General features: G+C 62.1%; 20 protein-coding genes. 3 read left to right on the forward strand and 17 right to left on the reverse strand.

Annotation, left to right across the window (positions count from 1 at the left end; translation table 11 throughout):
• The 7 genes from MRBLPB4O_RS00480 to MRBLPB4O_RS00510 all read right to left on the reverse strand — a co-directional run bounded on the left by MRBLPB4O_RS00480 (position 1) and on the right by MRBLPB4O_RS00510 (position 8,726).
• Positions 1 to 792: an ATP-binding cassette domain-containing protein gene (locus MRBLPB4O_RS00480; protein WP_341797231.1), complete on the reverse strand. Its 792-nt coding sequence runs from the start codon at positions 790 to 792 to the stop codon at positions 1 to 3.
• Positions 789 to 1,922, reverse strand: coding sequence for an MlaE family lipid ABC transporter permease subunit (locus tag MRBLPB4O_RS00485; RefSeq protein WP_341797232.1), 1,134 nt, complete (start codon positions 1,920 to 1,922; stop codon positions 789 to 791). Before MRBLPB4O_RS00485 ends, MRBLPB4O_RS00480 begins: the two co-directional genes overlap by 4 nt.
• Before the next feature lie 214 nt (positions 1,923 to 2,136).
• The gene (locus MRBLPB4O_RS00490; RefSeq protein ID WP_341797233.1) at positions 2,137 to 3,162 is read right to left on the reverse strand and encodes a DUF5924 family protein; all 1,026 of its coding nucleotides are present in this window, start codon (positions 3,160 to 3,162) and stop codon (positions 2,137 to 2,139) included.
• A 121-nt stretch (positions 3,163 to 3,283) separates the two neighbouring features.
• The gene (locus tag MRBLPB4O_RS00495; RefSeq protein ID WP_341797234.1) at positions 3,284 to 4,690 is read right to left on the reverse strand and encodes a pitrilysin family protein; all 1,407 of its coding nucleotides are present in this window, start codon (positions 4,688 to 4,690) and stop codon (positions 3,284 to 3,286) included.
• A gap of 30 nt (positions 4,691 to 4,720) precedes the next feature.
• A complete protein-coding gene (locus tag MRBLPB4O_RS00500) occupies positions 4,721 to 6,379 on the reverse strand; it encodes a Na/Pi cotransporter family protein (RefSeq protein ID WP_341797235.1) in 1,659 nt (552 codons plus the stop codon).
• A 199-nt stretch (positions 6,380 to 6,578) separates the two neighbouring features.
• Complete coding sequence (locus MRBLPB4O_RS00505) at positions 6,579 to 7,349, reverse strand: TerC family protein (protein WP_341797236.1); 771 nt, start codon at positions 7,347 to 7,349, stop codon at positions 6,579 to 6,581.
• Between the two features lie 69 nt (positions 7,350 to 7,418).
• Positions 7,419 to 8,726: a CitMHS family transporter gene (locus MRBLPB4O_RS00510; protein ID WP_341797237.1), complete on the reverse strand. Its 1,308-nt coding sequence runs from the start codon at positions 8,724 to 8,726 to the stop codon at positions 7,419 to 7,421.
• A 267-nt stretch (positions 8,727 to 8,993) separates the two neighbouring features.
• Here MRBLPB4O_RS00510 and MRBLPB4O_RS00515 point away from each other — a divergent pair, with 267 nt between their 5' ends.
• Positions 8,994 to 9,395 (forward strand): GFA family protein, encoded by a 402-nt coding sequence (locus MRBLPB4O_RS00515; protein WP_341797238.1) that lies wholly within the window; start codon positions 8,994 to 8,996, stop codon positions 9,393 to 9,395.
• A gap of 107 nt (positions 9,396 to 9,502) precedes the next feature.
• Here the strand turns inward: MRBLPB4O_RS00515 and MRBLPB4O_RS00520 are convergent, their stop codons facing one another.
• The 10 genes from MRBLPB4O_RS00520 to MRBLPB4O_RS00565 form a co-directional block, all read right to left on the reverse strand.
• On the reverse strand, positions 9,503 to 11,458 hold the full coding sequence (locus tag MRBLPB4O_RS00520; protein WP_341797239.1) for a DUF4105 domain-containing protein: 1,956 nt from the start codon (positions 11,456 to 11,458) through the stop codon (positions 9,503 to 9,505).
• Complete coding sequence (locus MRBLPB4O_RS00525; RefSeq protein WP_019473446.1) at positions 11,455 to 11,775, reverse strand: DUF2388 domain-containing protein; 321 nt, start codon at positions 11,773 to 11,775, stop codon at positions 11,455 to 11,457. Before MRBLPB4O_RS00525 ends, MRBLPB4O_RS00520 begins: the two co-directional genes overlap by 4 nt.
• Before the next feature lie 37 nt (positions 11,776 to 11,812).
• Positions 11,813 to 12,106, reverse strand: coding sequence for a DUF2388 domain-containing protein (locus MRBLPB4O_RS00530; RefSeq protein ID WP_019473445.1), 294 nt, complete (start codon positions 12,104 to 12,106; stop codon positions 11,813 to 11,815).
• A gap of 88 nt (positions 12,107 to 12,194) precedes the next feature.
• A complete protein-coding gene (locus MRBLPB4O_RS00535; protein WP_019473444.1) occupies positions 12,195 to 12,512 on the reverse strand; it encodes a DUF2388 domain-containing protein in 318 nt (105 codons plus the stop codon).
• 304 nt (positions 12,513 to 12,816) lie between these two features.
• On the reverse strand, positions 12,817 to 13,032 hold the full coding sequence (locus MRBLPB4O_RS00540) for a DUF1127 domain-containing protein (protein ID WP_012269957.1): 216 nt from the start codon (positions 13,030 to 13,032) through the stop codon (positions 12,817 to 12,819).
• A 434-nt stretch (positions 13,033 to 13,466) separates the two neighbouring features.
• Positions 13,467 to 14,960 carry an acetyl-CoA hydrolase/transferase family protein gene (locus tag MRBLPB4O_RS00545; RefSeq protein ID WP_049273105.1) on the reverse strand — a complete coding sequence of 498 codons (1,494 nt, stop codon included), beginning with the start codon at positions 14,958 to 14,960 and terminating at the stop codon, positions 13,467 to 13,469.
• A 186-nt stretch (positions 14,961 to 15,146) separates the two neighbouring features.
• Entirely contained in the window at positions 15,147 to 16,583 is a 1,437-nt protein-coding gene (locus tag MRBLPB4O_RS00550) for an NAD(P)(+) transhydrogenase (Re/Si-specific) subunit beta (protein ID WP_016497448.1), read from the reverse strand.
• Between the two features lie 2 nt (positions 16,584 to 16,585).
• Entirely contained in the window at positions 16,586 to 16,900 is a 315-nt protein-coding gene (locus MRBLPB4O_RS00555; protein ID WP_016484308.1) for an NAD(P) transhydrogenase subunit alpha, read from the reverse strand.
• Between the two features lie 11 nt (positions 16,901 to 16,911).
• Entirely contained in the window at positions 16,912 to 18,033 is a 1,122-nt protein-coding gene (locus MRBLPB4O_RS00560) for a Re/Si-specific NAD(P)(+) transhydrogenase subunit alpha (protein WP_341797240.1), read from the reverse strand.
• A 436-nt stretch (positions 18,034 to 18,469) separates the two neighbouring features.
• On the reverse strand, positions 18,470 to 19,369 hold the full coding sequence (locus MRBLPB4O_RS00565) for a LysR family transcriptional regulator (protein ID WP_341797241.1): 900 nt from the start codon (positions 19,367 to 19,369) through the stop codon (positions 18,470 to 18,472).
• A 161-nt stretch (positions 19,370 to 19,530) separates the two neighbouring features.
• On the opposite strand from MRBLPB4O_RS00565, the gene MRBLPB4O_RS00570 reads away from it, so the two are divergent.
• Together MRBLPB4O_RS00570 and MRBLPB4O_RS00575 are read left to right on the forward strand one after the other, a co-directional pair.
• Positions 19,531 to 20,712, forward strand: a complete 1,182-nt coding sequence (locus MRBLPB4O_RS00570) for an acyl-CoA dehydrogenase (RefSeq protein ID WP_016497451.1) — start codon at positions 19,531 to 19,533, stop codon at positions 20,710 to 20,712.
• Positions 20,713 to 20,726: 14 nt separating this feature from the next.
• A complete protein-coding gene (locus tag MRBLPB4O_RS00575) occupies positions 20,727 to 21,947 on the forward strand; it encodes a CaiB/BaiF CoA-transferase family protein (RefSeq protein WP_341797242.1) in 1,221 nt (406 codons plus the stop codon).
• Positions 21,948 to 22,143 lie beyond the last annotated feature (196 nt).

Here is a 22,143-nt window from a genome sequence, read left to right on the forward strand (position 1 = left end):
TCAGCGCTCCTGCCCGGCACGGGTGGCGGCCTGCTCGGCGGCGCGCCCGCGTGGGCCGTGAAAGTATTCTTGAATCCAGGCGTCGTTGGTCTGTTCGACCTCGGCCAGCGGGCCGGCCACCAGGACCTTTTTCTGCGACAGCACCGCGATGCGGTCGGTGATGGTGTAAAGGGTGTCGAGGTCGTGTGTGATGAGGAACACCGACAAGCCCAGTGCATCGCGCAGGGTCAGGATCAGCTGGTCGAACGCGGCGGCGCCGATCGGGTCCAGGCCGGCGGTGGGCTCGTCGAGAAACAGGATGTCCGGGTCCAGTGCCAGGGCACGGGCCAGCGCTGCACGCTTGATCATGCCCCCCGACAGCGAAGACGGGTACTTGTCGGCGGCGGAAATGGGCAACCCGGCCAGGGCCAGCTTTACGCCGGCCAGGTGCTCGGCATCGGCGCGGGACAGCCCGGCGTGTTCGATCAACGGCAAGGCCACGTTCTCGGTGACGGTCAGCGAAGAGAACAGCGCGCCCTTCTGGAACAGCACGCCGAAGCGCCGTTCGACCAACGAGCGCTGTTCTTCGCCCAAGCCGGCAAGGTCCTGGTCGAACACTTTGATCAGCCCCTCATTGGGCCGTCGCAGCCCAATGATGCTGCGCAGCAGTACCGATTTGCCGCTGCCCGAACCACCGACCACGGCGAGGATTTCGCCACGGTACAGGTCAAGGTCAAGGTTTTCATGCACAACCTGGGGGCCGAAGCGGTTGCAGATGCCGCGGGCTTCGATCACTTTTTCCCGATCAATCACCAACCCATCTCCATGAAGAACAGCGCGGCCACGGCGTCCAGCACGATGACCACGAAAATCGACTGCACCACCGCCGAGGTAGTGTGTGCGCCCACCGATTCGGCACTGCCGCTGACCTTGAAGCCTTCGAGGCAGCCGATGGCTGCGATCAGAAAGGCGAAAAACGGCGCCTTGGCCAAGCCCACCAGGAAGTGTTGCACGCCTATATCGGTTTGCAGCAGCGACAGGAACATGGCCGGCGAGATATCCAGCGACAGGGCGCATACCACCGCGCCGCCGACAATGCCGCAGATCATCGCGATGAAGGTGAGCAAGGGCAGCGAAATCAGCAGTGCCAGAACCCGTGGTACCACCAGCAGCTCCATTGGGTTCAGGCCCAGGGTGCGGATGGCGTCGATTTCTTCGTTGGCCTTCATCGAGCCGATCTGCGCGGTGAAGGCGCTGGCGGTGCGGCCGGCCATGAGGATGGCGGTGAGCAGCACGGCGAACTCGCGCAGGAACGAGAACGCCACCAGGTCGACGGTGAAAATGGTCGCGCCGAACGCGGCCAGCACCGTGGCACCGAGGAAGGCCACCACCGCGCCTACCAGGAAGGTCAGCAAGGCAACGATAGGGGCCGCGTCCAGCCCGGTCTGCTCGATATGTGCCACAACCGGCGTTAGGCGCCAGCGGTGCGGTGTCAGGGCGCGGCGCAGCAATGTCTCGAGGATGACACCGATGAAGCCGAGCAACTGCAAGGAGTCTTGCCACAGTGTGGCGACGGCGCGGCCGATGCGCTCCAGCAGCATCAGCAGTACGTTGCGCTCGGGTTCCTTGACAGGGATGCAGTAGTCCTGGACCGAGCAGTAGACGTTCTTGAGCAGCGCGCGGCTGGCTTCGGGCAGGTCCTGGGTACAGTGCGCCAGGCGCTCGGAGCCGAGCAGCTCGGTCAGCAGCGAGGCCCCGGCGGTGTCCAGGCGCCCCAGCTGGCTGAGGTCGGCGACGGTGTCGGCCGTGTATTGCGCGCGCAGTTGTTCGCTCTCGCGCTTGAGGCTGGCGTAGTGCGCCAGGGTCCAGTCACCGGTTATGCGCAGGCAGGCCGGTTGGCTGCTGGCGTCCAGGGTGGCGCTGGGGGTGGTCATAGGCTCCATGCAATTGACTCGGCGCTAAGGCTTAGGGGCTGATCATAGCGCAGCGGGCATGGGCTGTTTGGTGATTATGTGCTGTCTCTTGGTTCGGCATCGCGACCTGTAGGAGCAGCCTTGTGCTGCGAAGAGGCCGTGAGCGCCCACAAAAGTGGTTTGCGGTACGGGCCCCTTCGCAGCACAAGGCTGCTCCTACACAGGTAATGCGTAAGCATGGATTTCAACTTCCAGCCGGTGCATCGTCGACCACCTTGAAGCGCAGTACGCCAATCACCTGGCCATCTTCGGTCAGCACCCTCACCTGCCACTTGCCCACCGGGTTTGGCGGGAAGTTCTGTTTGTGGGTCCAGGCCCGGTAGCCTTCCTTGCGCCCGCCGTGGATATCCAGGGCGATGCGGTCGACCTCTTTACCGTCCTTTTGCCACACATGGTAGATCCGCTCGTTCAGGCCGCGTGGCGCGTTGATGGCGGTATAGGCGTACAGGCCGCTGCTGCGTATGCGGCTGGCGGCAATTTCATCCAGCGACTCGCCTGGCTGGCGGTTCAGCACTTCGGTGCTCACCGCCACCTCGGTCATCCACAGGGTTGCCGGCGGTACCCAGGAGCGCAGCAGCCAGCCCCCGGCGCCGACCGACAGGGTGACCAGCACCAGCGCCACGGCGCGGCGCCAGTTGTTGATCGGGAAGCTGCTGGCCAGGCTGGGGAACGACAGGGCCATGGCCGCGATCAAGGCCAGCTTGAAGCTTTGCGCGGTGGTCAGGTGCAGGATGATCGGCAGCGCGGTCAGCAAGGCGGCGAACAGCGTCAGGGTATGCAGCGCCAGGAACAGCCAGCGCCGCGGTGCCAGCCATTTGTAGTACAGCGGATCGATGATCGAAATCAGGCCCGCAGCGCCGAGCAAACCGGTGAACACCAGCTGTCCGCTGTTCCAAGTGGTGGTGATGAAGAAGAACGGCAGCACGAAGAACAGCGTTTCCTGGTGGATCATCTGCGTTGCGTAGCGCAGCAGCGGCTGCGGGATTTCGCGTTTGAAGGTGCGCGCAAACAGGCCGGTAAGGGTGTTTTCCAGCATCAGCCAGACCCAGCTGACCAGCATGAGTACGGCAACCCAGCTGGCCAGGCCGGCCTGGCGGTCGACCAGGATGAAGCTGCCGATACCGGAGAGGAAACCGCCGAGCGCGATGATGCCGGGGTAGCGTTTGAGCAGTTCGATGATGCGCTGGACGATATGGGGGATTTGGGGCATTGGGGGCTACAACAGAAAGGATGAGGTGGCTGTACGGCCCCTTCGCGGGCTTGCCCGCTCCCACAGGGTTCGGCGATAACGCCCGCGAAGGGGCCGGTACTGGCAAAAGGATACCGCCGATTCACCGCTCCCGTGTAGCACCACTCGGCCGTTCAGGCCCATGACGTCGCCAGCGCAGCAACCCTGCCGCCAGTATCAGCCCCACAAGCAAGGCGGCCAGCCCGTAAAGCTCGTCGTAGCCAAGCAACGGCTTCTCGATACGCAGGTAGCCCTCTTCCCTGAGCAGTTCTTTCAGCGCCGCGTTGGCCTGTTTCAGGCTGACCTGGCGCAGCTTGCGCACCGGGTTGGCAAAACGCCCGTCGGTATAGTCGTTCAGCGCGCCCCAGTAATAGTCGGCCAGGGCGCTGTTGCCTTGGGTGCTCCAGCTTTCCTTGGCGACGCTAGCGTCCTTGATGCGGGCGAAGGTGTCCGGGTCCAGGCCTTCCTTGCGCAGGTGCTCGAACAGGGCCTGCATTACCTTTACCGCTTTGTCGATGTCATCGCGCTCAAGGTCGGCGTTGAGGCTGAGCAGGCCGGTGTCGCCAAAGCTCTCACGCTGCACCGAGGGACCGTAGGACAGCCCGTTGCGCAGGCGTAGCTGGTCGTACAGCGCCCAGTCCAGGTAGCGCGACAGCAGGTCGAGGGTGGCCTGGTGGTCGTTGTCCAGCACCGGCTCGATGAACAGCCAGTGCAGTTTGACGCTGTCACCCAGCCAGCCCCGGGTCAGGTCGCGACGTTGTTCGGCCTGGTGGGTGATGCTCTCCAGGTTGCGGCGCTCCTCCGGTTCGGTGGCTGGCAGTTCGCCAAAGGTGCGTTCCAGATAAGCCGGCAGCAGGCGGTCGAGGCCGCCGACCATGATCAGGGTCATGTTGTTGGCCGCGTACCAGCGGTCACGCAAGGCTTGCACCTGCTCCAGGGTCATGTCGTCGATATTGGAGCGCTCCGGGCATTTCAGGCCCAGCTCGGTGGCCAGCTGATCGCTGGCGGGGTGACCGATGTCCTGGCGGTCGAGCCAGCGCTGCAGGTGGCCATAATGGCCGCCATCTTCGCGTTCGATGATGCGCTTGGCGGTGGCCAGGGCCTTGGCATCGATAGGGGTGTCGCGGATGACCGCCAGCAGCAGGTCGAGTACCTTGCGCTGGTTGCGCGCCGGGGCTTCGATCACGAAGGTGGTGTCGGCGCTGCTGGTATAGGCGTTCCACTCGCCGCCCAGGGTTTGCAAGCGCTCTTCCAGGCCGCCCTCGCCTGTTTCGTCGATGCCGCTGAACAGCAGGTGCTCAAGCAGGTGCGGCAGTTCTTTCTGCTCGCAATCGAAGTCGTCCAGGCCTACCCCTACCACCAGGCGGATCGCCACATGGTCACGCTCGTAGCCGTCTTTCAGGATGACCTGCAGGCCGTTGGGCAGCAGGTAGCCCTCAACGCGTGAGCGGTCGAGGGCCAATGAGGGCAGGCTGCAGATCAGCAGGCAAACGAACATCAGGCAACGCATGGGCGAGCGAGAATCCTCTGGTAGGCAAAATCAGGGCAGACGGGCTTCGTCCGGCACGCTGTCGAGCATCAGGCCGCCGGTGTCCGAGCCGCCCAGTACCACATAGGCACTGCTGCAGAACAAAGAGTTCAACCGCTTCATGTCGGCAATCAGCTCCAAGTGTAGCGAACTGGTCTCGATACTTTGCACCACCTTACGCTGCAAGCGGCTGACATGGGCGTGCGCCAAGCGCCGTTCCTGGGCGCGAAAACGGCGTTTTTCACGCAGCAGCAAGCGGGCGCTCTCCGGGTCGGCACTGAGAAACACCGACAGGCCCAGGCGCAGGTTGGCCAGTAATTGCTCCTGCAGGCCGGTGAGCTCCTCCAGGCCTGTCTGGGAAAACTCCCGGCGCTGGCTGGTTTTCTGCTGCTGGACCTTGCGTAGCATGCGCTCGATCAGGTCGCAGGCCAGCTTGAGGTTGATCGCCAGCTCGATGATCTCGGCCCAGCGGCGGTTGTCCGGCTCGCTGAGGTCCTCGCGCGACATTTGCGCCAGGTACAGCTTGATCGCGCTGTACAGGGCCTCGGCGTCTTCGCCCAGGACGCGGACCTGCTGCGGCAGGGCGGTCTGGGTGCCGCGCAGGGCACCGAGCACGGCTTCGAGCAGGCTGTCGACGATATCGCCCAGGCGCAGGGTTTCGCGGCAGGCGTTGGCCAAGGCCAGGCTGGGCGTTTCCAGTGCCGAGGCGTCGAGGTGGCGTGGGCGCACTTGTCCGTTGCCGGCTTCGCGCTCGGGCAGCAGGGTATTGCACAGCCGGCCCATCAGTTTGACTGTGGGTAGCATCAGCAGGCAGCGCAGTGTGTTGTAGAGCAGGTGGAAGCCGATCACCAGCTCTTGCGGACTGAAGCTGAGCGAGTCCATCCACTCCACCAGCGGGTGCAGCACGGGAATGATCAGCAGCAGGCCGAGTAGCTTGTACAGCAGGCTGCCCAACGCCACCCGGCGCCCGGCGGTGTTCTGCATGCTGGTGCTGAGGAAGGCCAGCAAGCCACTGCCGATGTTGGCGCCGACCACCAGGCCGATGGCCACCGGCAGGCTGATGACTTCGGCGCCTGCCAACGTTGCGGTGAGCAGCACGGCGGCCAGGCTGGAATAGGAAACCATGGCGAACATGGCGCCGACCAAGGCGTCCAGCATGATGTCGCCGGTTAGTGAAGCGAACAGCACTTTCACGCCTTGGGCATGGGTGATCGGCGCAGCTGCCTGCACGATCAGCTCCAGTGCCAGAATGATCAGGCCAAGCCCGATACCAACCCGGCCCAGTTGGCCTGCCCGTGTCTGCTTGCGCGAGAGGAAGAAGATTACACCCAGGAAGATCAGCAGCGGTGACAGCCACGACAGGTCGAAGGTCAGTACACGGGCCATCAGCGCGGTACCCACATCGGCACCCAGCATGATCGCCAGGGCCGGGGTCATGGCCATCAGGCCCTGACCGACGAAAGATGTGACCAACATGGCCGTGGCGTTACTGCTCTGCACCATGGCGGTGACCAGAATGCCGGCGATGAACGCCAGCGGTCGCTTGTCCATATTCTGGCTGATGATGCGCCGCAGGTTTGAGCCGAATACCCGGAGGATGCCGGTACGCACGATATGGGTGCCCCAGACCAGAAGCGTCACGGCTGAGAGCAGGTTGAGCAGGGTCAGCATGGCGAAGGCCCCCTGTTGCACTGGCCCACCGGGCCAAGAAAAGATACGTGAGCTTTTGAAGAATTTTCAGTGCTCACTCAAAGCTTTAGTTGTTTTGCGCAGCTGTCGCCAGCTTCGCATGGCTGTCATTTGTTTGAAACCGATCAGACATGAAAAAAGGGCCCTGCGAAGGGCCCTTTCTGTTTTGCACTTCCGGGTTTTATTGACCCGGAATGTCTTTGCGCAGTTTCACTGGGTCTTGCTCTTTGCCCTCTTTGCGGGCTGAGGCGGTGCGCATGCGGATGTTGATGGCTTCCACCGCCAGCGAGAACGCCATGGCGAAGTAGACGTAACCCTTAGGTACGTGCACCTCGAAAGCCTCGGCGATCAGCACGGTACCGACCACGATCAGGAAAGACAGTGCGAGCATCTTCAGCGACGGGTGTTTGTCGATGAAATTGCTGATGGCACCGGCGCACAGCATCATCACCAGCACGGCTACGACGATGGCGGCGATCATCACCGGCACGTGAGAAACCATGCCCACTGCGGTGATTACCGAGTCCAGCGAGAACACGATGTCGATGATGGCGATCTGGATGATGGTATAGAAGAACTTGCCACCCGCGCCTTTGGGCTCATCCGGGCTTTCATCTTCGCCTTCCAGGCCGTGGTAGATCTCTTGCGAGCTTTTCCACAGCAGGAACAGGCCACCGAAGAACAGGATCAGGTCCCGTCCGGAGATGCCCTGGCCGAACACCACGAACAGGTCGGCAGTGAGGCGCATGACCCAAGTGATCGACAGCAGCAGCAGGATACGGGTGACCATGGCCAGGGCCAGGCCGAAGATCCGGGTGCGCGGCTGCATGTGCTTGGGCATGCGGCTGACCAGGATCGAGATCATGATGATGTTGTCGATCCCGAGGACGATCTCAAGCGCGGTGAGGGTAAAAAAGGCAACCCAGATTTCCGGGCTGGTCAGCCATTCCATGTAATTTCCTTCGAGCGGTAATGGCAACGCGCCCCAGTCAGGGCGCGTTGCGTAGGTTATACGTATGTATTAAAGACTACTGAACAGCGGGAAAATCCCCATCAGCAGCGCGGCGAGCATTATGCACAGGCACACCAGCACTGCCCACTTGAGCGTGAAGCGCTGATGATCGCCGAACTCGATGCCGGCCAGGGCCACCAGCAGGTAGGTGGAGGGTACCAGTGGGCTGAGCAGGTGTACCGGTTGCCCGACGATCGACGCACGGGCCATTTCTACCGGGGTGATGCCGTAGTGGCTGGCGGCTTCGGCCAGCACCGGCAATACGCCGTAGTAGAAGGCATCGTTGGACATGAAGAAGGTGAACGGCATGCTCACGATCGCGGTGATTACCGCCAGGTACGGGCCCAGCGCTTCGGGGATGACGGCCAGCAGGCTCTTGGACATGGCGTCGACCATGCCGGTACCCGACAGGATGCCGGTGAAGATGCCAGCAGCGAAGATCAGCCCGGTCACGGCCAGAACGCTGCCGGCGTGGGCGGCGATGCGGTCCTTCTGCTGCTGCAGGCACGGGTAGTTGACGATCATGGCGATGCTGAAGGCGATCATGAACAGCACGGGCAGTGGCAGCACGCCGGCGATCAGCGCGGCCATCAGGGCGGCGGTAAGGGCACCGTTGAAGTACAGCAGCTTGGGCCGGCGTGCTTCCGGGAATTGCGAAACGGTGATTTCGCTGTGGTCGATGTCGTCGGTCGGCAGGTGCAGTTCGCCCAGGCGGGCACGTTCACGCTTGCCGTACATGTAGGCAATGGCCAGGATCGCCACCACGCCGAACAGCATGGCCGGGATCATCGGCACGAAGATGTCCGAAGGGTCCACATGCAGGGCACTGGCGGCGCGGGCGGTCGGGCCACCCCAAGGGGTCATGTTCATCACGCCGCCGGCGAGGATGATAAGGCCGGCCATGATCCGCGGGCTCATGCCCAGGCGGCTGTACATCGGCAGCATGGCGGCGCAGCAGATCATGTAGGTGGTGGCGCCGTCACCGTCGAGCGAGACCACCAGGGCCAGCACGGCGGTACCGACCGAGACTTTGAGCGGGTCGCCCTTGACCAGTTTGAGGATCTTGCGCACGGCCGGGTCGAACAGGCCGGAGTCGATCATCAGGGCGAAGTAGAGGATGGCGAACATCAGCATCACGCCGGTAGGTGCGAGCTTGCTGATGCCTTCGAGCATCATGGGGCCGATCTTGGCGGAGAAACCGCCGAACAGGGCGAACAGGATTGGTACCAGGATCAGTGCGATCAAGGCCGACAGGCGCTTGGTCATGATCAGGTACATGAAGGTGATGACCATGGCAAAGCCGAGGAAGGTCAGCATGGCAATACTCCAGGCGTGGCGCGGCGAAAGGAAAGTCGATTCGGGCGGATCAGCGCGTCAGGCGCTGCGCAGGGAGCATGCGAAGGGGGACTGCAGGAAGGCGGGCACAGGAATACATCAGAATCACCATTGTTGTTGTTGATTGGGCCGGGCGCGGTGTTTACCGGGTGCCCTGGCTGACCGGTCTAGTGCCGGTAGTGGCGGCTATCCTATGAGGGCAAGCTTTCAGCCAGCTTTCGCTGAGGCAAAGGCGACGAGAGGTAGGTGATGCAGAATGTGACCGAAGGGGGCTGCCATTGCGGCGCCTTGCGTTACCGGTTGGAGGGTGACCTGACAGACATTGCCCACTGCCACTGCACGATTTGTCGCCGGGTAAGCGGTGGGCTGGTGGTGACCTGGCTCACCTTGCCCCGTTCGGGGTTTGTGTGGCTGGCGGGTGAACCGCACTGCTATGCGGCACCGGCCAGTTGCAGCCGGTACTTCTGCGGGCAGTGTGGGGCGCACGTCGCGCTGGTGACCACGCACAGCCCTGAGACGATCGACGTGACGGTGGCGACGCTGGATCACCCGGAGCGGGTGCGGGCCAACCGGCATATCTGGGTGGGCAGCCGGTTGCCCTGGTTGCATCTGGATGAGGATTTGCCGTCGGAGGCGCAGGAGAGCCTGTAGGCTTTGTACTGCCTGTGCTGGCTTCTTCGCGGGTAAACCCGCTCCCACAGGCTACGCATACCCCTGTAGGAGCGGGTTTATCCGCGAAGAGGTCGGCACCGGCAACATCACAATTGCAGGCCACCCGCAGCTTTGTGCAGCGCCCGCAAATGCTCACCGATCTGCTTCACATTGGCCTCGACCGCGGCAATTTCCTTGGCCCGTGATGGTTCCAGCAGCGCCCTCACCTCTTTGTCCAGGCTGGTGCTCAAGCGCAGCAGCTGCGCCTGGCGTTCGCTGCTGACCTGCTCGAGGTGCTTGCGCTCTTCGGGTTGTGGCAGCCCGTAGCCCTTGGAATCGAGCAACTCTGCCGGGCGGCTGAGGAAACCGCTGTTGGCGAGCATCTGCTTGAGGGTGGCGTCAGCTTTGTTGATGCTGCCATCTTTCAGCGCCGCGGCATTCAGGTAACGTTGCTTGACCTCGTCCTGTGCCAGTAGCAGTTGCCGGCGCAAGCTGGCCTGTTCAAGCAGCAGCAACGCAGCGCTGGTGCGCAGGTCGGCCTTGGCGAACCAGGGGCGGCGCTGTTCGGCATCCTGGGCCAGCCAGTCTTCAACCAGGGTTTGCTTGATCGGCAGCTGTTTCCTCAGTACCTCGAACATGGCCTGGTAGCGGTCGCGGTAGGAGTCGAAGCGGTAGCCCAGGCGCAACGCCTCGCGTGGGTCGTCGAGTACGCTGGTGTCGGCCAGCCCCCTGCCCTTGAGCACGGCCAGCAAACCGTTGGGCATGATGCTGTCGAGGTCGTTCAGGCGTGGGTTGGCGGTGCCGCTGCGCAGCAGTTTCAGTGACTCCACCGCACAGTTGTTGGACAGGAACCAATAGTTGCCGTCATAGCTCCAGTGCATCTCGGCGGCCTGACGCACCAGGTTCTCGACTTCATCGCGGCTGAGCTTCAGGGGTACCGAGGCCAGGCTACGCAGTTCGGTCTTGGTGTACTCATCGATCACCTGGCCCAGCGGCAGTACGAACAATCGCGAGGGGTAGACACCGACCAGGCCATCCCAGCTGGACAGCTGCACGTCGTTGACGAAGGCGCGGTACGACAGCACCAGGCTCTGGTCGAGGTCCAGGCGGCAGTCCGGCCCGCGTGGGCGGCCGGGCTTGCAGATCACCAGGCGCAGCATGCTGTGGCCCCACCGGCTGACCAGGTTCTGGTTGGCTTCGGCCAGCAGGTAATCCACTTCATACACCCGCTCGGGGTCGATTTCACCCAGCGGCTGGCGGGCGAAGTCGCTGCCCGCGTTGATGAACGGCAGGCCCTTGGCGCAAGTGTCCTGTTGGGGTGCCCAGCCGAAGTGTTCGCGCAGGTATTGGTTGAGCGCCGGGCGGCGGCAGCCGTAGCTCGGGTCGAGGAGGAAGTACTCCATGTTGACCGCGATGTACTCCTTGGGGCTGCTCAGCTCATAGCTGTCGGGGCTGCGCACGAATTGGCCATTCTGCTGTTCGCGCTCCCCGCGTCGGCCCACGTATTGCTGCCAGCCGGCCAGGTCGAGCAGGCGCGGGTCGTCGCTGAGGGTGAAGCGGCGCTCGGCCTGACCGCGGCATTCTTCGGGCAGGCCAATCTTGCCCAGCGTGCCTTGCTGGCGCTTGCAGCGGGCAATCAGCGAATTTTCCGCACCGGTCCACAGGCGGGCACGGTCGTAGATATGGGTGAGCTCGTGCAACACGGTGGCCAGCAGTTCTTCACGTACGGTGCCGTGTGGGCGGTTGGTGCGCTCGGTGGCTGCGCTGCCGTCGGTGAGGCTGGGCAGCAAGCGACGGTTGAGCTCAAGGGTGGACACCAGCGATGCCTGGCCGTAGGCATCGGCCGGCATGGTGTCGCTCCAGCTCACCCGCACGCGGCGGTCCAGCTGCTGCTTGAAGCGAGGGGGCAGCTTGCCCATGGCCTCGTCAAGCAAGGCCTGGGTGGCTTGGGTTTGTTCTGGGTCGAGGCCGGATGCCTGCAGCTGGAGCTGCAGGTCGGCCAATGCGGGCGTACCCAGCAGCGTCAGGGCGCAGCCGAGCAGCCAGGTACGCATGCGGTTCACAGCGCGAGGATGGCTTCGGCCAGTACCTGGTCGCTGGCGCCGCGTGCTTCTGGTACACGCTCGCGCAGGGTGCTGAAGGCGGCTTCAAGCTGGACACCCCGAATGTCGCCATTGCTGGCGACGAAGCTGGCGGCGTCATCGTGGGCTTCGCGTACCACTTTGGAGTCGCGAATTGAGGTGGTGGTGTCTGAGGTGAAGTCGATCGAGCGGCCAAAGGCACGCACGATGATGTTGCTGGTGGCCACCAAGGTCTGTGCATGGGCCAGGTCGGCCAGCAGCAGCATGCCGAGGGTAGCGGCAATCAGCGGTTTACGCATGGAGCATCTCCGAAAAAATACAGGGAGTCAGATGTAGCTATTGGACGAGAATTGCCTGCGCCAGTTCCAGATCGCCGACGGCGTGCTGTGAACAATTGTGGCGTAATGATTCCAGCGCGGCCTCCAGCCGCACACCGCGGATCTGGCCGTCACTGGCAACGAAGGCGGCAGCATCGTCGCGTGCCTGGCGGACCAGTTTGCGATCAAACGGTGCGCTGGTGACCTGGCTGGTGACATAGCCAGTGATGACCAGGCTTTGCGTGGTGGTATCCATGGCATGGGCACTGGCCATACCTGCAACGGAGAACAGCAGCGGCAACAGATAACGCATGGGCTCTACAACGGCTGGGAACGTGGGCGACAAAGGCGGGTGCAGCTGTGCGTGTGGAAACCCGCACAGCTGAACGGCTCAGCCGGGGTCAGAGCGCCAGGATGGCCTGGGCCAGTTGTGCATCGCTTGCTTGCAGGGCCGGCATCTGCGAGCGGATGTGCAGGAAAGCGCTTTCCAGCTTGGCACCGCGGATGTCGCCCTGGCTGCCAACGAAGCTGGCGGCGTCGTCACGGGCGGCCTGGACAATCTTGTCGTCACGGAACGATGAGGAGATATCGGAGGTGGCATCGGTGGACGCGGCCACTGCGCCAACGACGGCATCGGTGGTGACAACGAAGCTGGTGGCGTGTGCGGTGCCGGCCAGGCTCAGCATCAGGGCGGCGCCAATCAGGTGTTTACGGGACATGATGGTGGACTCCTGGACTAGGATCGAGTGGTTCTGCTTATCGGACGCTCACACAGCTCGTCGCGGTACGTTTAACAGCGGGTTTCAACAGACTGTTAAGCCAAGCGTATCACGCGCCGTTGTTTGTGGAGGTTAATGAACGGCACGCCAATTAACTGTACCTGTATGTTTTTGGTTTATTTCAAACTGTACTGGTAAGCCTACGAGCGGCTCTAGCGTGCGGCCTGGAAATAAAAAACCCGTCGCAGTTACCTGCAACGGGTTTGGGAATTAGCGGTGCCGGCCGAAGCCGGCAAGCCGGTGCTTAGCGCCAGAAAGGCTTGCTCAGCTCTTCGTAACGCTGCGACTCGCTGATGCCGGCGTCGGCCAGCAGACGGCTGTCCAGGCGAGCCAGTTGACGGCGGCTGGCCATGCGGCGCTGCCACAGCAGCAGGGTGGACAGTGCGCGCAGCGGCATCGAGGCGTTGGATTGCTGGGCGTTGCTTTCAAAAACCAGACCGGAACTGAGGGTACGTTCCATGATGCTTCATCCTTCCGCTTATGGCGGGATTAGGTAGTGATTTAACTGATGCCAATGATCCTCCCCTGCTGTCCATAACAGTAGATACAGTTATGCAGTAAGACGATGGCTCAGTTAACTGTGTAACCCTACTGTTGCACTCCAAATAGGCGCAACTGTACTGGTCTGCACTTTGTTGGTGCATTTTCATGCTAGACAGGGGATTGCTCAGGCGAGACGCAGCGATACGACCAGTACAGTAGTACAGTTTGTTTCGCTGTTGAGGGTGGGGTGTTCTAGCACAGGGATTTGACTGTTATGGCTCTTTCGCGGGCTTGCCCGCTCCCACAGGTGATGTGCTGCGCATAGGGCTGCGCCTGACCTGTGGGGGCGGGCAAGCCCGCGAAGAGGCCGGAACAGCAGAAGCAGGGCCGCCGTTCCGTCCGGTGTGGGGGTCAGCTAGCCAGCATACGGCCAGTTTCTTCCAGGTTCTCGTGCCAGCTCAGCGCTTCACGCAGGATGTGCGGGGTATGGCCACCGCGCTGGCAGGCGCGATCGAAGTAGTCGTTCAGCGCTGCGCGGTAGTCTGGGTGCACACAGTTGTCGATGATCGCCCGTGCCCGCTCGCGTGGCGCCAGGCCACGCAGGTCGGCCAGGCCTTGCTCGGTGACCAGGATGTCCACGTCGTGCTCGGTGTGGTCGACATGGCTGACCATCGGCACCACGCTGGAAATCGCGCCGCCTTTGGCAATCGACTTGGTGACGAATACTGCCAGGTGGGCGTTGCGGGCGAAGTCGCCCGAGCCGCCAATGCCGTTCATCATCCGGGTACCGCACACGTGGGTGGAGTTGACGTTGCCGTAGATATCGAACTCCAGGGCGGTGTTGATACCAATGATGCCCAAGCGACGTACCACTTCCGGGTGGTTGGAGATTTCTTGCGGGCGCAGCACCAGCTTGTCCTTGTACCGCTCCAGGTTGCCGAAAACGTCGGCATTGCGGCGGCCGGACAAGGTGATCGAGCTGCCCGACGCGAAGCTCAGCTTGCCGGCGTCGATCAGGTCGAAGGTGGAGTCCTGCAGTACTTCGGAGTACATGGTCAGGTCTTCGAACGGCGACTCGATCAGGCCGCACATCACCGCGTTGGCGATGCTGCCGATACCGGCTTGCAGCGGGCCGAGCTTGTTGGTCATGCGGCCGGCTTCAACTTCATTCTTGAGGAAGTTGATCAGGTGGTCGGCGATGCCCTGGGTTTCGTCATCCGGCGGCAGTACGGTGGACGGTGAGTCCGGCTGGTTGCTGATGACAATGCCGACAATCTTGGCCGGGTCGATCGGGATGGCGGTGCTGCCGATGCGGTCGTCGACCTTGACCAGCGGGATTGGCGTGCGGGTCGGGCGGTAGGTCGGGATATAGATGTCGTGCAGGCCTTCGAGGTTGGGGTTGTGCGAGAGGTTGATCTCGACAATCACCTGCTTGGCAAAGATCGCGAAGCTGGCCGAGTTGCCTACCGACGTGGTTGGCACGATGTGGCCTTGCTCGGTGATGGCCACCGCTTCGATGACTGCGATGTCCGGCAGCTTCAGCTGCTGGTTGCGCAGTTGCTCGACGGTTTCCGACAGGTGCTGGTCGATGAACATCACCTGGCCGTCGTTGATGGCCTTGCGCAGGGTGCTGTCGACCTGGAACGGCATTCGGCGAGCCAGCACGCCGGCCTCGGTCAGCTGCTTGTCCAGGTCGTTGCCCAGGCTGGCGCCGGTCATCAGGCTGATTTTCAGTGGCGACTGCTTGGCACGTTCGGCCAGTGCATGCGGTACGGCCTTGGCTTCGCCGGCGCGGGTGAAACCGCTCATGCCGACAGTCATGCCGTCCTCGATCAGACCAGCGGCATCAGCCGCACTCATTACCTTGCTGTGCAGGGAGGACAAGCGGATACGATCACGGTACATGGATTGTTATCTCGGGCTACTGAAACTACTGCAGCGCAGTCTAGAGATTTAGCCCATTGCCGTCCCACGACCATGGTCGTATGAGAAGCCTTGAAGTAGAGCCGTTGATCCGGATCAATAAAAGCAAAGCCCCGGCAGAATCTGACCGGGGCTTCCTTTATATCAGTTGGTTTGCAGCGGCGTTTCTCACTCCACCGCCTTCACCATGTCTTCGATGACCTTCTTGGCATCACCGAACACCATCATGGTCTTGTCCAGGTAGAACAGTTCGTTGTCCAAGCCGGCGTAGCCGCTGGCCATGGAGCGCTTGTTGACGATGATGGTCTTGGCCTTGAACGCTTCGAGGATTGGCATGCCGGCGATTGGCGATTTGGGGTCGTTCTTCGCCGCCGGGTTGACCACGTCGTTGGCGCCCAGCACCAGCACCACGTCAGCCTGGCCGAACTCGGCGTTGATGTCGTCCATCTCGAACACCTGATCGTACGGTACTTCGGCCTCGGCCAGCAGCACGTTCATGTGCCCGGGCATGCGGCCCGCCACGGGGTGGATGGCATACTTCACGGTCACGCCGTTGTGGGTCAGCTTCTCGGTCAGCTCCTTCAGCGCGTGCTGGGCACGGGCCACCGCCAGGCCATAACCCGGGACGATGATCACGCTGTCGGCGTTGCTGAGCAGGAAGGTGGCATCGTCGGCCGAACCGGACTTCACCGGGCGCTGCTCTTTCGAGCCTTGCGCTGCGCCGGCGTCGGTATCTCCGCCAAAGCCACCGAGGATGACGTTGAAGAACGACCGGTTCATCGCCTTGCACATGATGTACGAGAGGATGGCACCGGACGAACCCACCAGGGAGCCTGCGATGATCAGCATCGAGTTGTTCAGCGAGAAGCCGATACCGGCCGCCGCCCAGCCCGAATAGCTGTTGAGCATCGACACCACCACTGGCATGTCGGCGCCGCCGATCGGGATGATGATCAGCACGCCCATGACGAAGGCCAGGGCTAGCATCAGGGTGAAGGCGCTGTAATGACCAGTGAAGGTGAACAGCAGGCCCAAGGCGATGGTGGTCAGACCCAGGATCAGGTTCAGCTTGTGCTGGCCGGGGAACTGTACCGGTGCGCCCTGGAACAGGCGGAACTTGTACTTGCCCGACAGCTTGCCGAAGGCGATCACCGAACCGGAGAAGGTGATTGCACCGATGGCTGCGCCGAGGAACAGCTCCAAGCGGTTACCGGTGGGGATCGGGTCGCTGATTGCGGCAACGATGCCCATCGACTGCGGCTCCAGCACGGCGGCGATGGCGATGAACACCGCAGCCAGGCCGATCATGCTGTGCATGAAGGCGACCAGTTCCGGCATCTTGGTCATCTCGACGCGCTTGGCCATGATCGAACCGGCGGTACCACCGACCAGCAGGCCGACGATGACGTAGCCAATACCCGCGGTAGCCAGTTCGGCGCCCAGCTTATAGATGAGGCCAACCGTGGTGAGCATGGCGATGCCCATGCCGATCATGCCGAACAGGTTGCCGCGCCGCGACGTGGTCGGGTGCGACAGGCCTTTGAGCGCCTGGATGAAGCATACCGAAGCGACCAGGTACAGAAGTGTTACCAGATTCATGCTCATGCTTACTTCTGCCCCTCGTTCTTGGCTTTCTTCTTGAACATCTCAAGCATGCGGCGGGTGACCAGGAAGCCACCGAACACATTGACCGCGGCCAGGGCCACGGCGAGGGTGCCCATCAGCTTGCCGGCAGGGGTCACGGTGAGGGCGGCGGCCAGCATGGCACCGACGATAACGATGGCAGAGATGGCGTTGGTCACGGCCATCAGCGGCGTGTGCAGTGCCGGGGTGACGTTCCACACCACGTGGTAGCCCACATAGATGGCCAGCACGAAGATGATGAGGTTGTAGATGCCATGGGAAATCAGCATGTCTTCCATTGTCGTGCTCCTTAGCCGTTCTTGCGGACGACTTGACCATCACGGCACATGAGGCAGGCCGCGACGATGTCGTCTTCGAGGTTGATGACCAGCGCGCCGTCTTTGTCGAACAGCAGCTTCATGAAGTCCAGCAGGTTGCGCGCATACAGCGCCGATGCATCGGCACCCAGCTGGGCCGGCAGGTTGGTCGGGCCGACGATCGTCACGCCGTTTTCCTTTACCACCTGGTCAGCAACGGTGAGCGGGCAGTTGCCACCCTGGGCTGCAGCGAGGTCGATGACCACCGAGCCGGGTTTCATCTGCGCAACGGTTTCGGCGCTGAGCAGAGTGGGTGCCTTGCGGCCTGGGATCAGCGCCGTGGTGATGACGATATCCGCTTGCCTGGCGCGCTCGTGCACGGCCTGGGCCTGGCGTTGCATCCAGCTGGCTGGCATGGGGCGGGCGTAACCGCCAACGCCTTCAGCGCACTCGCGTTCCTCATCGGTCTCGTAAGGCACGTCGATGAACTTGGCACCCAGCGACTCGATCTGCTCCTTCACGGCCGGGCGTACGTCGGACGCTTCGATCACTGCACCCAGGCGTTTGGCGGTGGCGATGGCCTGCAGGCCGGCAACACCCGCCCCCAGGATCAGCACGCGCGCGGCCTTCACGGTACCTGCGGCGGTCATCAGCATGGGCATGAAGCGTGGGTAGTAATGGGCAGCCAGCAACACGGCCTTGTAACCGGCAATGTTGGCCTGCGACGACAGCACGTCCAGGCTCTGCGCCCGCGAGGTGCGTGGCGCGGCTTCCAGGGCGAAAGCGGTGATGCCGCGTTCGGCCATCTTGCCGATCAGGTCACTGTTGAAGGGGTTGAGCATGCCCGCCAGCAGGCTGCCACTGTTGATCAGGGCCAGCTCCTGGTCGTTGGGGGCGACCACCTTGAGTACCAATTGGGCGCCGTAGGCATCGGCTGCGCTCCCAAGGGAAGCGCCCACGGCCTCATAGGCACTGTCCGGAATGCTGGCGTTGAGCCCTGCCCCCCGTTGGACGGTGACCTGATGGCCCTGGCCAATCAGTTTCTTGATGGTTTCCGGGGTCGCAGCGACCCTTGTCTCACCGGTCTGCGTCTCGAGAGGAACACCAATGTGCACGACTATTTCTCCTGCGGTGACCTTTTGTCTTTGTAAGAGCCAGCGCACTTCGGATGGTGCGCTGGGGCGGCTGTGGAGCGCCGACCCGCCGAATCCCGGGCGGGCGAAGCATTTTGCAGACGAACCCGGGGGCCTTCAACCGGTTATGGAGTGAAACGAAGTTAAAACTACAAGTCACCCTGTGACCGCTTGTCGCAGTTATAAGGTTGCAGCCCCTCAAACATGGGCTATTGGGAGATTAGGAGAAAAAATGAAAAATATTTGGGTCAGTACGCTCACGGCACGGTAGATGTCGCAAAATCACCCGCAAAGCAGCGTGGTTAGCAGGGTTAAAGGGTGTTTTCATCTGGGCATAACAGTTTATGCATATGCGACAAATACATACATCTGTAGGTGTTTAAAATAATTGACTACAGGGTCAATTTGTCGCACTTGGTCAAGTGGCTGAGGTGTAGGCCTGGGCCTGGCCAACCAGCCAGTCGCGGAAGGCGCGCAGTGAGGCCGACTCTACCTTGCGCTCCGGAATCATCAGATAGTAGGCCTTGTCGCTGATCAGGGCATGCCTGTTAGCGACCACCAGCCTACCCTCCCCCAGCTCGCGCTGGATCAGAAACGGCGGAATCAGCGCGATCCCCATTTCATGTATGGCCGCCTGGGCGAGCATCGAGAATAGTTCATAACGCGGGCCTGTCATGTCGCGTTCTACATTCATCCCCAAACTGCCGAACCACTGCCGCCAGGCATACGGGCGTGTGCTTTGTTGCAGCAAGGGCAGGTGGGCGATGCGCTGTGCTTCAAGCATGCCCTGCCCCGCCAGCAGTGCCGGGCTGCAGACGGGTACCGGGTTCTCTCCCATCAGCCGGTGCGACTGGGTGCCGGACCAGTCGGCATCACCGAAATAGATAGCGGCATCGAAGGGGGTGTCGGCGAACAGGAATGGCCGGGTGCGGTTGGTGAGGTTGACCGTGACCTCCGGGTGGCGTTGCTGGAAGTCCTTGAGGCGCGGAAGCAGCCATTGGGTACCAAAGGTAGGCACTACGGCCAGTTCGATCACGCTGGCGCCCTGCTGGCCCATCACCGACAGGGTATCGCGCTCTACGGCGTCCAGTTGTGCGGCAACCTGGCGGCTGTAGGAAAGACCGGCCTCGGTCAGCTTCACGCCGCGGCGCGAACGGCGGAACAGTTCCACATTTAGGAAGGACTCGAGGCCGCCAATCTGCCGACAAACGGCACCCTGGGTCAGGGCGAGTTCCTGCGCAGCCTTGGTAAAGCTCTCGTGGCGTGCCGCTGCCTCGAAGCAAACCAGGGCGGCGGTGCTGGGGATCTTGCGGCGCATGTACGTCAACCTCACTCGTAAGGCTGTTTATAAGGTGTTTTACCGATTTACGAAGTGACAAATTATCACTAATTGGTGCGCAATCCTCGTTTGTCCCGGCGGCCGATCAGGCCTAGGCTCAAAGGCACAAGAAACTGCCCCCTATTTCGAGGATTTCGCTCATGGCCGGTAAAGCAAGCTTCCACTGGATCGACCCGCTGCTGCTCGATCAGCAGCTCACTGAAGAAGAGCGCATGGTGCGTGACAGCGCTTATCAGTTCGCCCAGGACAAGCTGGCACCACGTGTGCTCGAGGCTTTCCGTCACGAGCAGACCGACCCGGCGATCTTCCGCGAGATGGGGGAGATTGGCCTGCTGGGTGCCACCATTCCCGAACAGTACGGTGGCAGCGGCCTTAACTACGTGTGCTATGGCTTGATCGCCCGAGAGGTCGAGCGTATCGACTCAGGTTACCGCTCGATGATGAGCGTGCAATCGTCGCTGGTAATGGTGCCCATCAACGAGTTCGGCACCGAGGCCCAGAAGCAGAAGTACCTGCCCAAGCTGGCCAGTGGCGAGTGGATCGGTTGTTTTGGCCTGACTGAGCCGAACCATGGCTCCGACCCTGGCTCGATGATTACCCGTGCCAGGAAGGTCGACGGTGGTTACCGGCTGACCGGCAGCAAGATGTGGATCACCAACAGCCCGATCGCTGATGTGTTCGTGGTCTGGGCCAAGGACGATGCGGGGGATATCCGCGGCTTTGTCCTGGAAAAGGGCTGGCAGGGGCTCAGTGCCCCGGCAATCCACGGCAAGGTCGGCCTGCGCGCCTCGATCACCGGTGAAGTGGTCATGGACAATGTGTTCGTACCAGAAGAGAACATCTTCCCGGATGTGCGCGGCCTCAAAGGTCCGTTCACCTGCCTCAACTCTGCCCGGTATGGCATCTCATGGGGGGCGCTGGGTGCGGCCGAAGCCTGCTGGCACACCGCGCGTCAGTACACCCTGGACCGTCAGCAGTTCGGCCGCCCTCTGGCTGCCAACCAGCTGATCCAGAAGAAGCTGGCCGACATGCAGACCGAAATCACCCTGGCACTGCAGGGTTGCCTGCGCTTGGGGCGCATGAAGGATGAAGGCACCGCTGCCGTGGAAATCACCTCGATCATGAAGCGCAACTCCTGCGGCAAGGCGCTGGATATCGCCCGCATGGCGCGCGACATGCTGGGTGGCAACGGCATCTCCGATGAGTTTGGCGTGGCCCGTCACCTGGTAAACCTTGAGGTGGTCAACACCTATGAAGGTACTCACGACGTGCATGCACTGATCCTGGGGCGTGCGCAGACCGGTATCCAGGCCTTCTATTAATAAGGAGCCAGCCCATGGGCGCGCTATCACATCTGCGGGTGCTGGACCTTTCGCGCGTGTTGGCCGGCCCATGGTCTGGCCAGATTCTCGCTGACCTGGGCGCTGACGTTATAAAGGTGGAGCGCCCGGGCAGTGGTGACGATACCCGCGCGTGGGGGCCGCCCTTCCTCCAGGACGCCGAGGGTGAGAACACCAGTGAGGCGGCGTACTACCTGTCGGCCAACCGCAACAAGCGTTCGGTGACCATCGATTTCACCCGGCCTGAAGGCCAGCGCCTAGTGCGTGAGTTGGCGGCGAAGTCCGATATTGTCATCGAGAACTTCAAGGTGGGTGGTTTGGCGGCCTATGGGCTGGACTACCAGAGCCTGAAGGCGATCAACCCACAGCTTATCTATTGCTCCATTACTGGTTTCGGCCAGACTGGGCCGTATGCCAAGCGTGCGGGTTATGACTTCATGATCCAGGGGCTGGGTGGGCTGATGAGTCTGACTGGCCGCCCGGAGGGTGAGGAAGGCGCGGGGCCGGTCAAGGTGGGTGTGGCGCTTACCGACATCCTTACCGGGCTGTACTCAACGGTAGCCATGCTTGCCGCCCTTGCCCATCGGGAGCAGACCGGGGTGGGCCAGCATGTCGACATGGCGTTGCTCGATGTACAAGTAGCCTGCCTGGCTAACCAGGCCATGAATTACCTGACCACAGGCAACCCGCCTCGGCGCCTGGGCAACGCGCACCCTAATATAGTGCCCTACCAGGACTTCCCTACGGCGGACGGCGACTTCATTCTTACCGTGGGCAACGACAGCCAGTTCCGCAAGTTCGCAGAAGTGGCCGGGCAACCACAATGGGCGGACGATCCACGTTTCCTTACTAATAAGCAGCGGGTGGCCAACAGAGCCGAGCTGATTCCACTGATTCGCCAGGCCACGGTATTCAAGACAACCGCCGAATGGGTTGCCCAGCTGGAGGCTGCTGGGGTGCCGTGCGGGCCTATCAATGACCTGGCGCAGATGTTCCAGGACCCACAGGTGCTGGCGCGTGGGTTGGCGGTGAACATTCCGCATCCATTGGCGGGTAGCGTGCCGCAGGTAGCCAGCCCTATACGATTGTCGGAGACGCCGGTGGAGTATCGACGGGCGCCGCCGCTGCTGGGTGAGCATACCGAGGCGGTATTGGTGGAGCTGCTGGGGCTAGAGGCAGGTGAGGTGCAGCGCTTGCGCGAGGCCGGCGTGCTGTAGAAACGGCTGGTGCTACATAAGAGCAGGGAGGCCGCCAGGCCTCCCTGCTTTGCTTTTCAGCGATATTAAGGTTTCTTGAAATTAAAGGTTGACGCCCTTCCGAATCCCCTTATAATGCGCACCACTTCCAGCGACATCGGAACGATAAACTCCTTGAGATTCAATGAGTTAAGTAGTTAAGGTGCTGCTGAAAGGG

The organism is Pseudomonas sp. LPB4.O (assembly GCF_038383825.1).
Lineage (GTDB): Bacteria > Pseudomonadota > Gammaproteobacteria > Pseudomonadales > Pseudomonadaceae > Aquipseudomonas > Aquipseudomonas putida.

Coding starts and splice junctions, on each gene's coding strand:
- MRBLPB4O_RS00535 (WP_019473444.1), bottom strand. CDS start 12,512: ATGTCCCGTAAACACCTGATTGGCGCCGCCCTGATGCTGAGCCTGGCC.
- MRBLPB4O_RS00485 (WP_341797232.1), bottom strand. CDS start 1,922: ATGGAGCCTATGACCACCCCCAGCGCCACCCTGGACGCCAGCAGCCAA.
- MRBLPB4O_RS00540 (WP_012269957.1), bottom strand. CDS start 13,032: ATGGAACGTACCCTCAGTTCCGGTCTGGTTTTTGAAAGCAACGCCCAG.
- MRBLPB4O_RS00510 (WP_341797237.1), bottom strand. CDS start 8,726: ATGCTGACCTTCCTCGGCTTTGCCATGGTCATCACCTTCATGTACCTG.
- MRBLPB4O_RS00500 (WP_341797235.1), bottom strand. CDS start 6,379: ATGCTGACCCTGCTCAACCTGCTCTCAGCCGTGACGCTTCTGGTCTGG.
- MRBLPB4O_RS00495 (WP_341797234.1), bottom strand. CDS start 4,690: ATGCGTTGCCTGATGTTCGTTTGCCTGCTGATCTGCAGCCTGCCCTCA.
- MRBLPB4O_RS00490 (WP_341797233.1), bottom strand. CDS start 3,162: ATGCCCCAAATCCCCCATATCGTCCAGCGCATCATCGAACTGCTCAAA.
- MRBLPB4O_RS00550 (WP_016497448.1), bottom strand. CDS start 16,583: ATGAGCATGAATCTGGTAACACTTCTGTACCTGGTCGCTTCGGTATGC.
- MRBLPB4O_RS00570 (WP_016497451.1), top strand. CDS start 19,531: ATGGCCGGTAAAGCAAGCTTCCACTGGATCGACCCGCTGCTGCTCGAT.
- MRBLPB4O_RS00505 (WP_341797236.1), bottom strand. CDS start 7,349: ATGGAATGGCTGACCAGCCCGGAAATCTGGGTTGCCTTTTTTACCCTC.
- MRBLPB4O_RS00530 (WP_019473445.1), bottom strand. CDS start 12,106: ATGCGTTATCTGTTGCCGCTGCTGTTCTCCGTTGCAGGTATGGCCAGT.
- MRBLPB4O_RS00525 (WP_019473446.1), bottom strand. CDS start 11,775: ATGCGTAAACCGCTGATTGCCGCTACCCTCGGCATGCTGCTGCTGGCC.
- MRBLPB4O_RS00565 (WP_341797241.1), bottom strand. CDS start 19,369: ATGCGCCGCAAGATCCCCAGCACCGCCGCCCTGGTTTGCTTCGAGGCA.
- MRBLPB4O_RS00555 (WP_016484308.1), bottom strand. CDS start 16,900: ATGGAAGACATGCTGATTTCCCATGGCATCTACAACCTCATCATCTTC.
- MRBLPB4O_RS00515 (WP_341797238.1), top strand. CDS start 8,994: ATGCAGAATGTGACCGAAGGGGGCTGCCATTGCGGCGCCTTGCGTTAC.
- MRBLPB4O_RS00575 (WP_341797242.1), top strand. CDS start 20,727: ATGGGCGCGCTATCACATCTGCGGGTGCTGGACCTTTCGCGCGTGTTG.
- MRBLPB4O_RS00545 (WP_049273105.1), bottom strand. CDS start 14,960: ATGTACCGTGATCGTATCCGCTTGTCCTCCCTGCACAGCAAGGTAATG.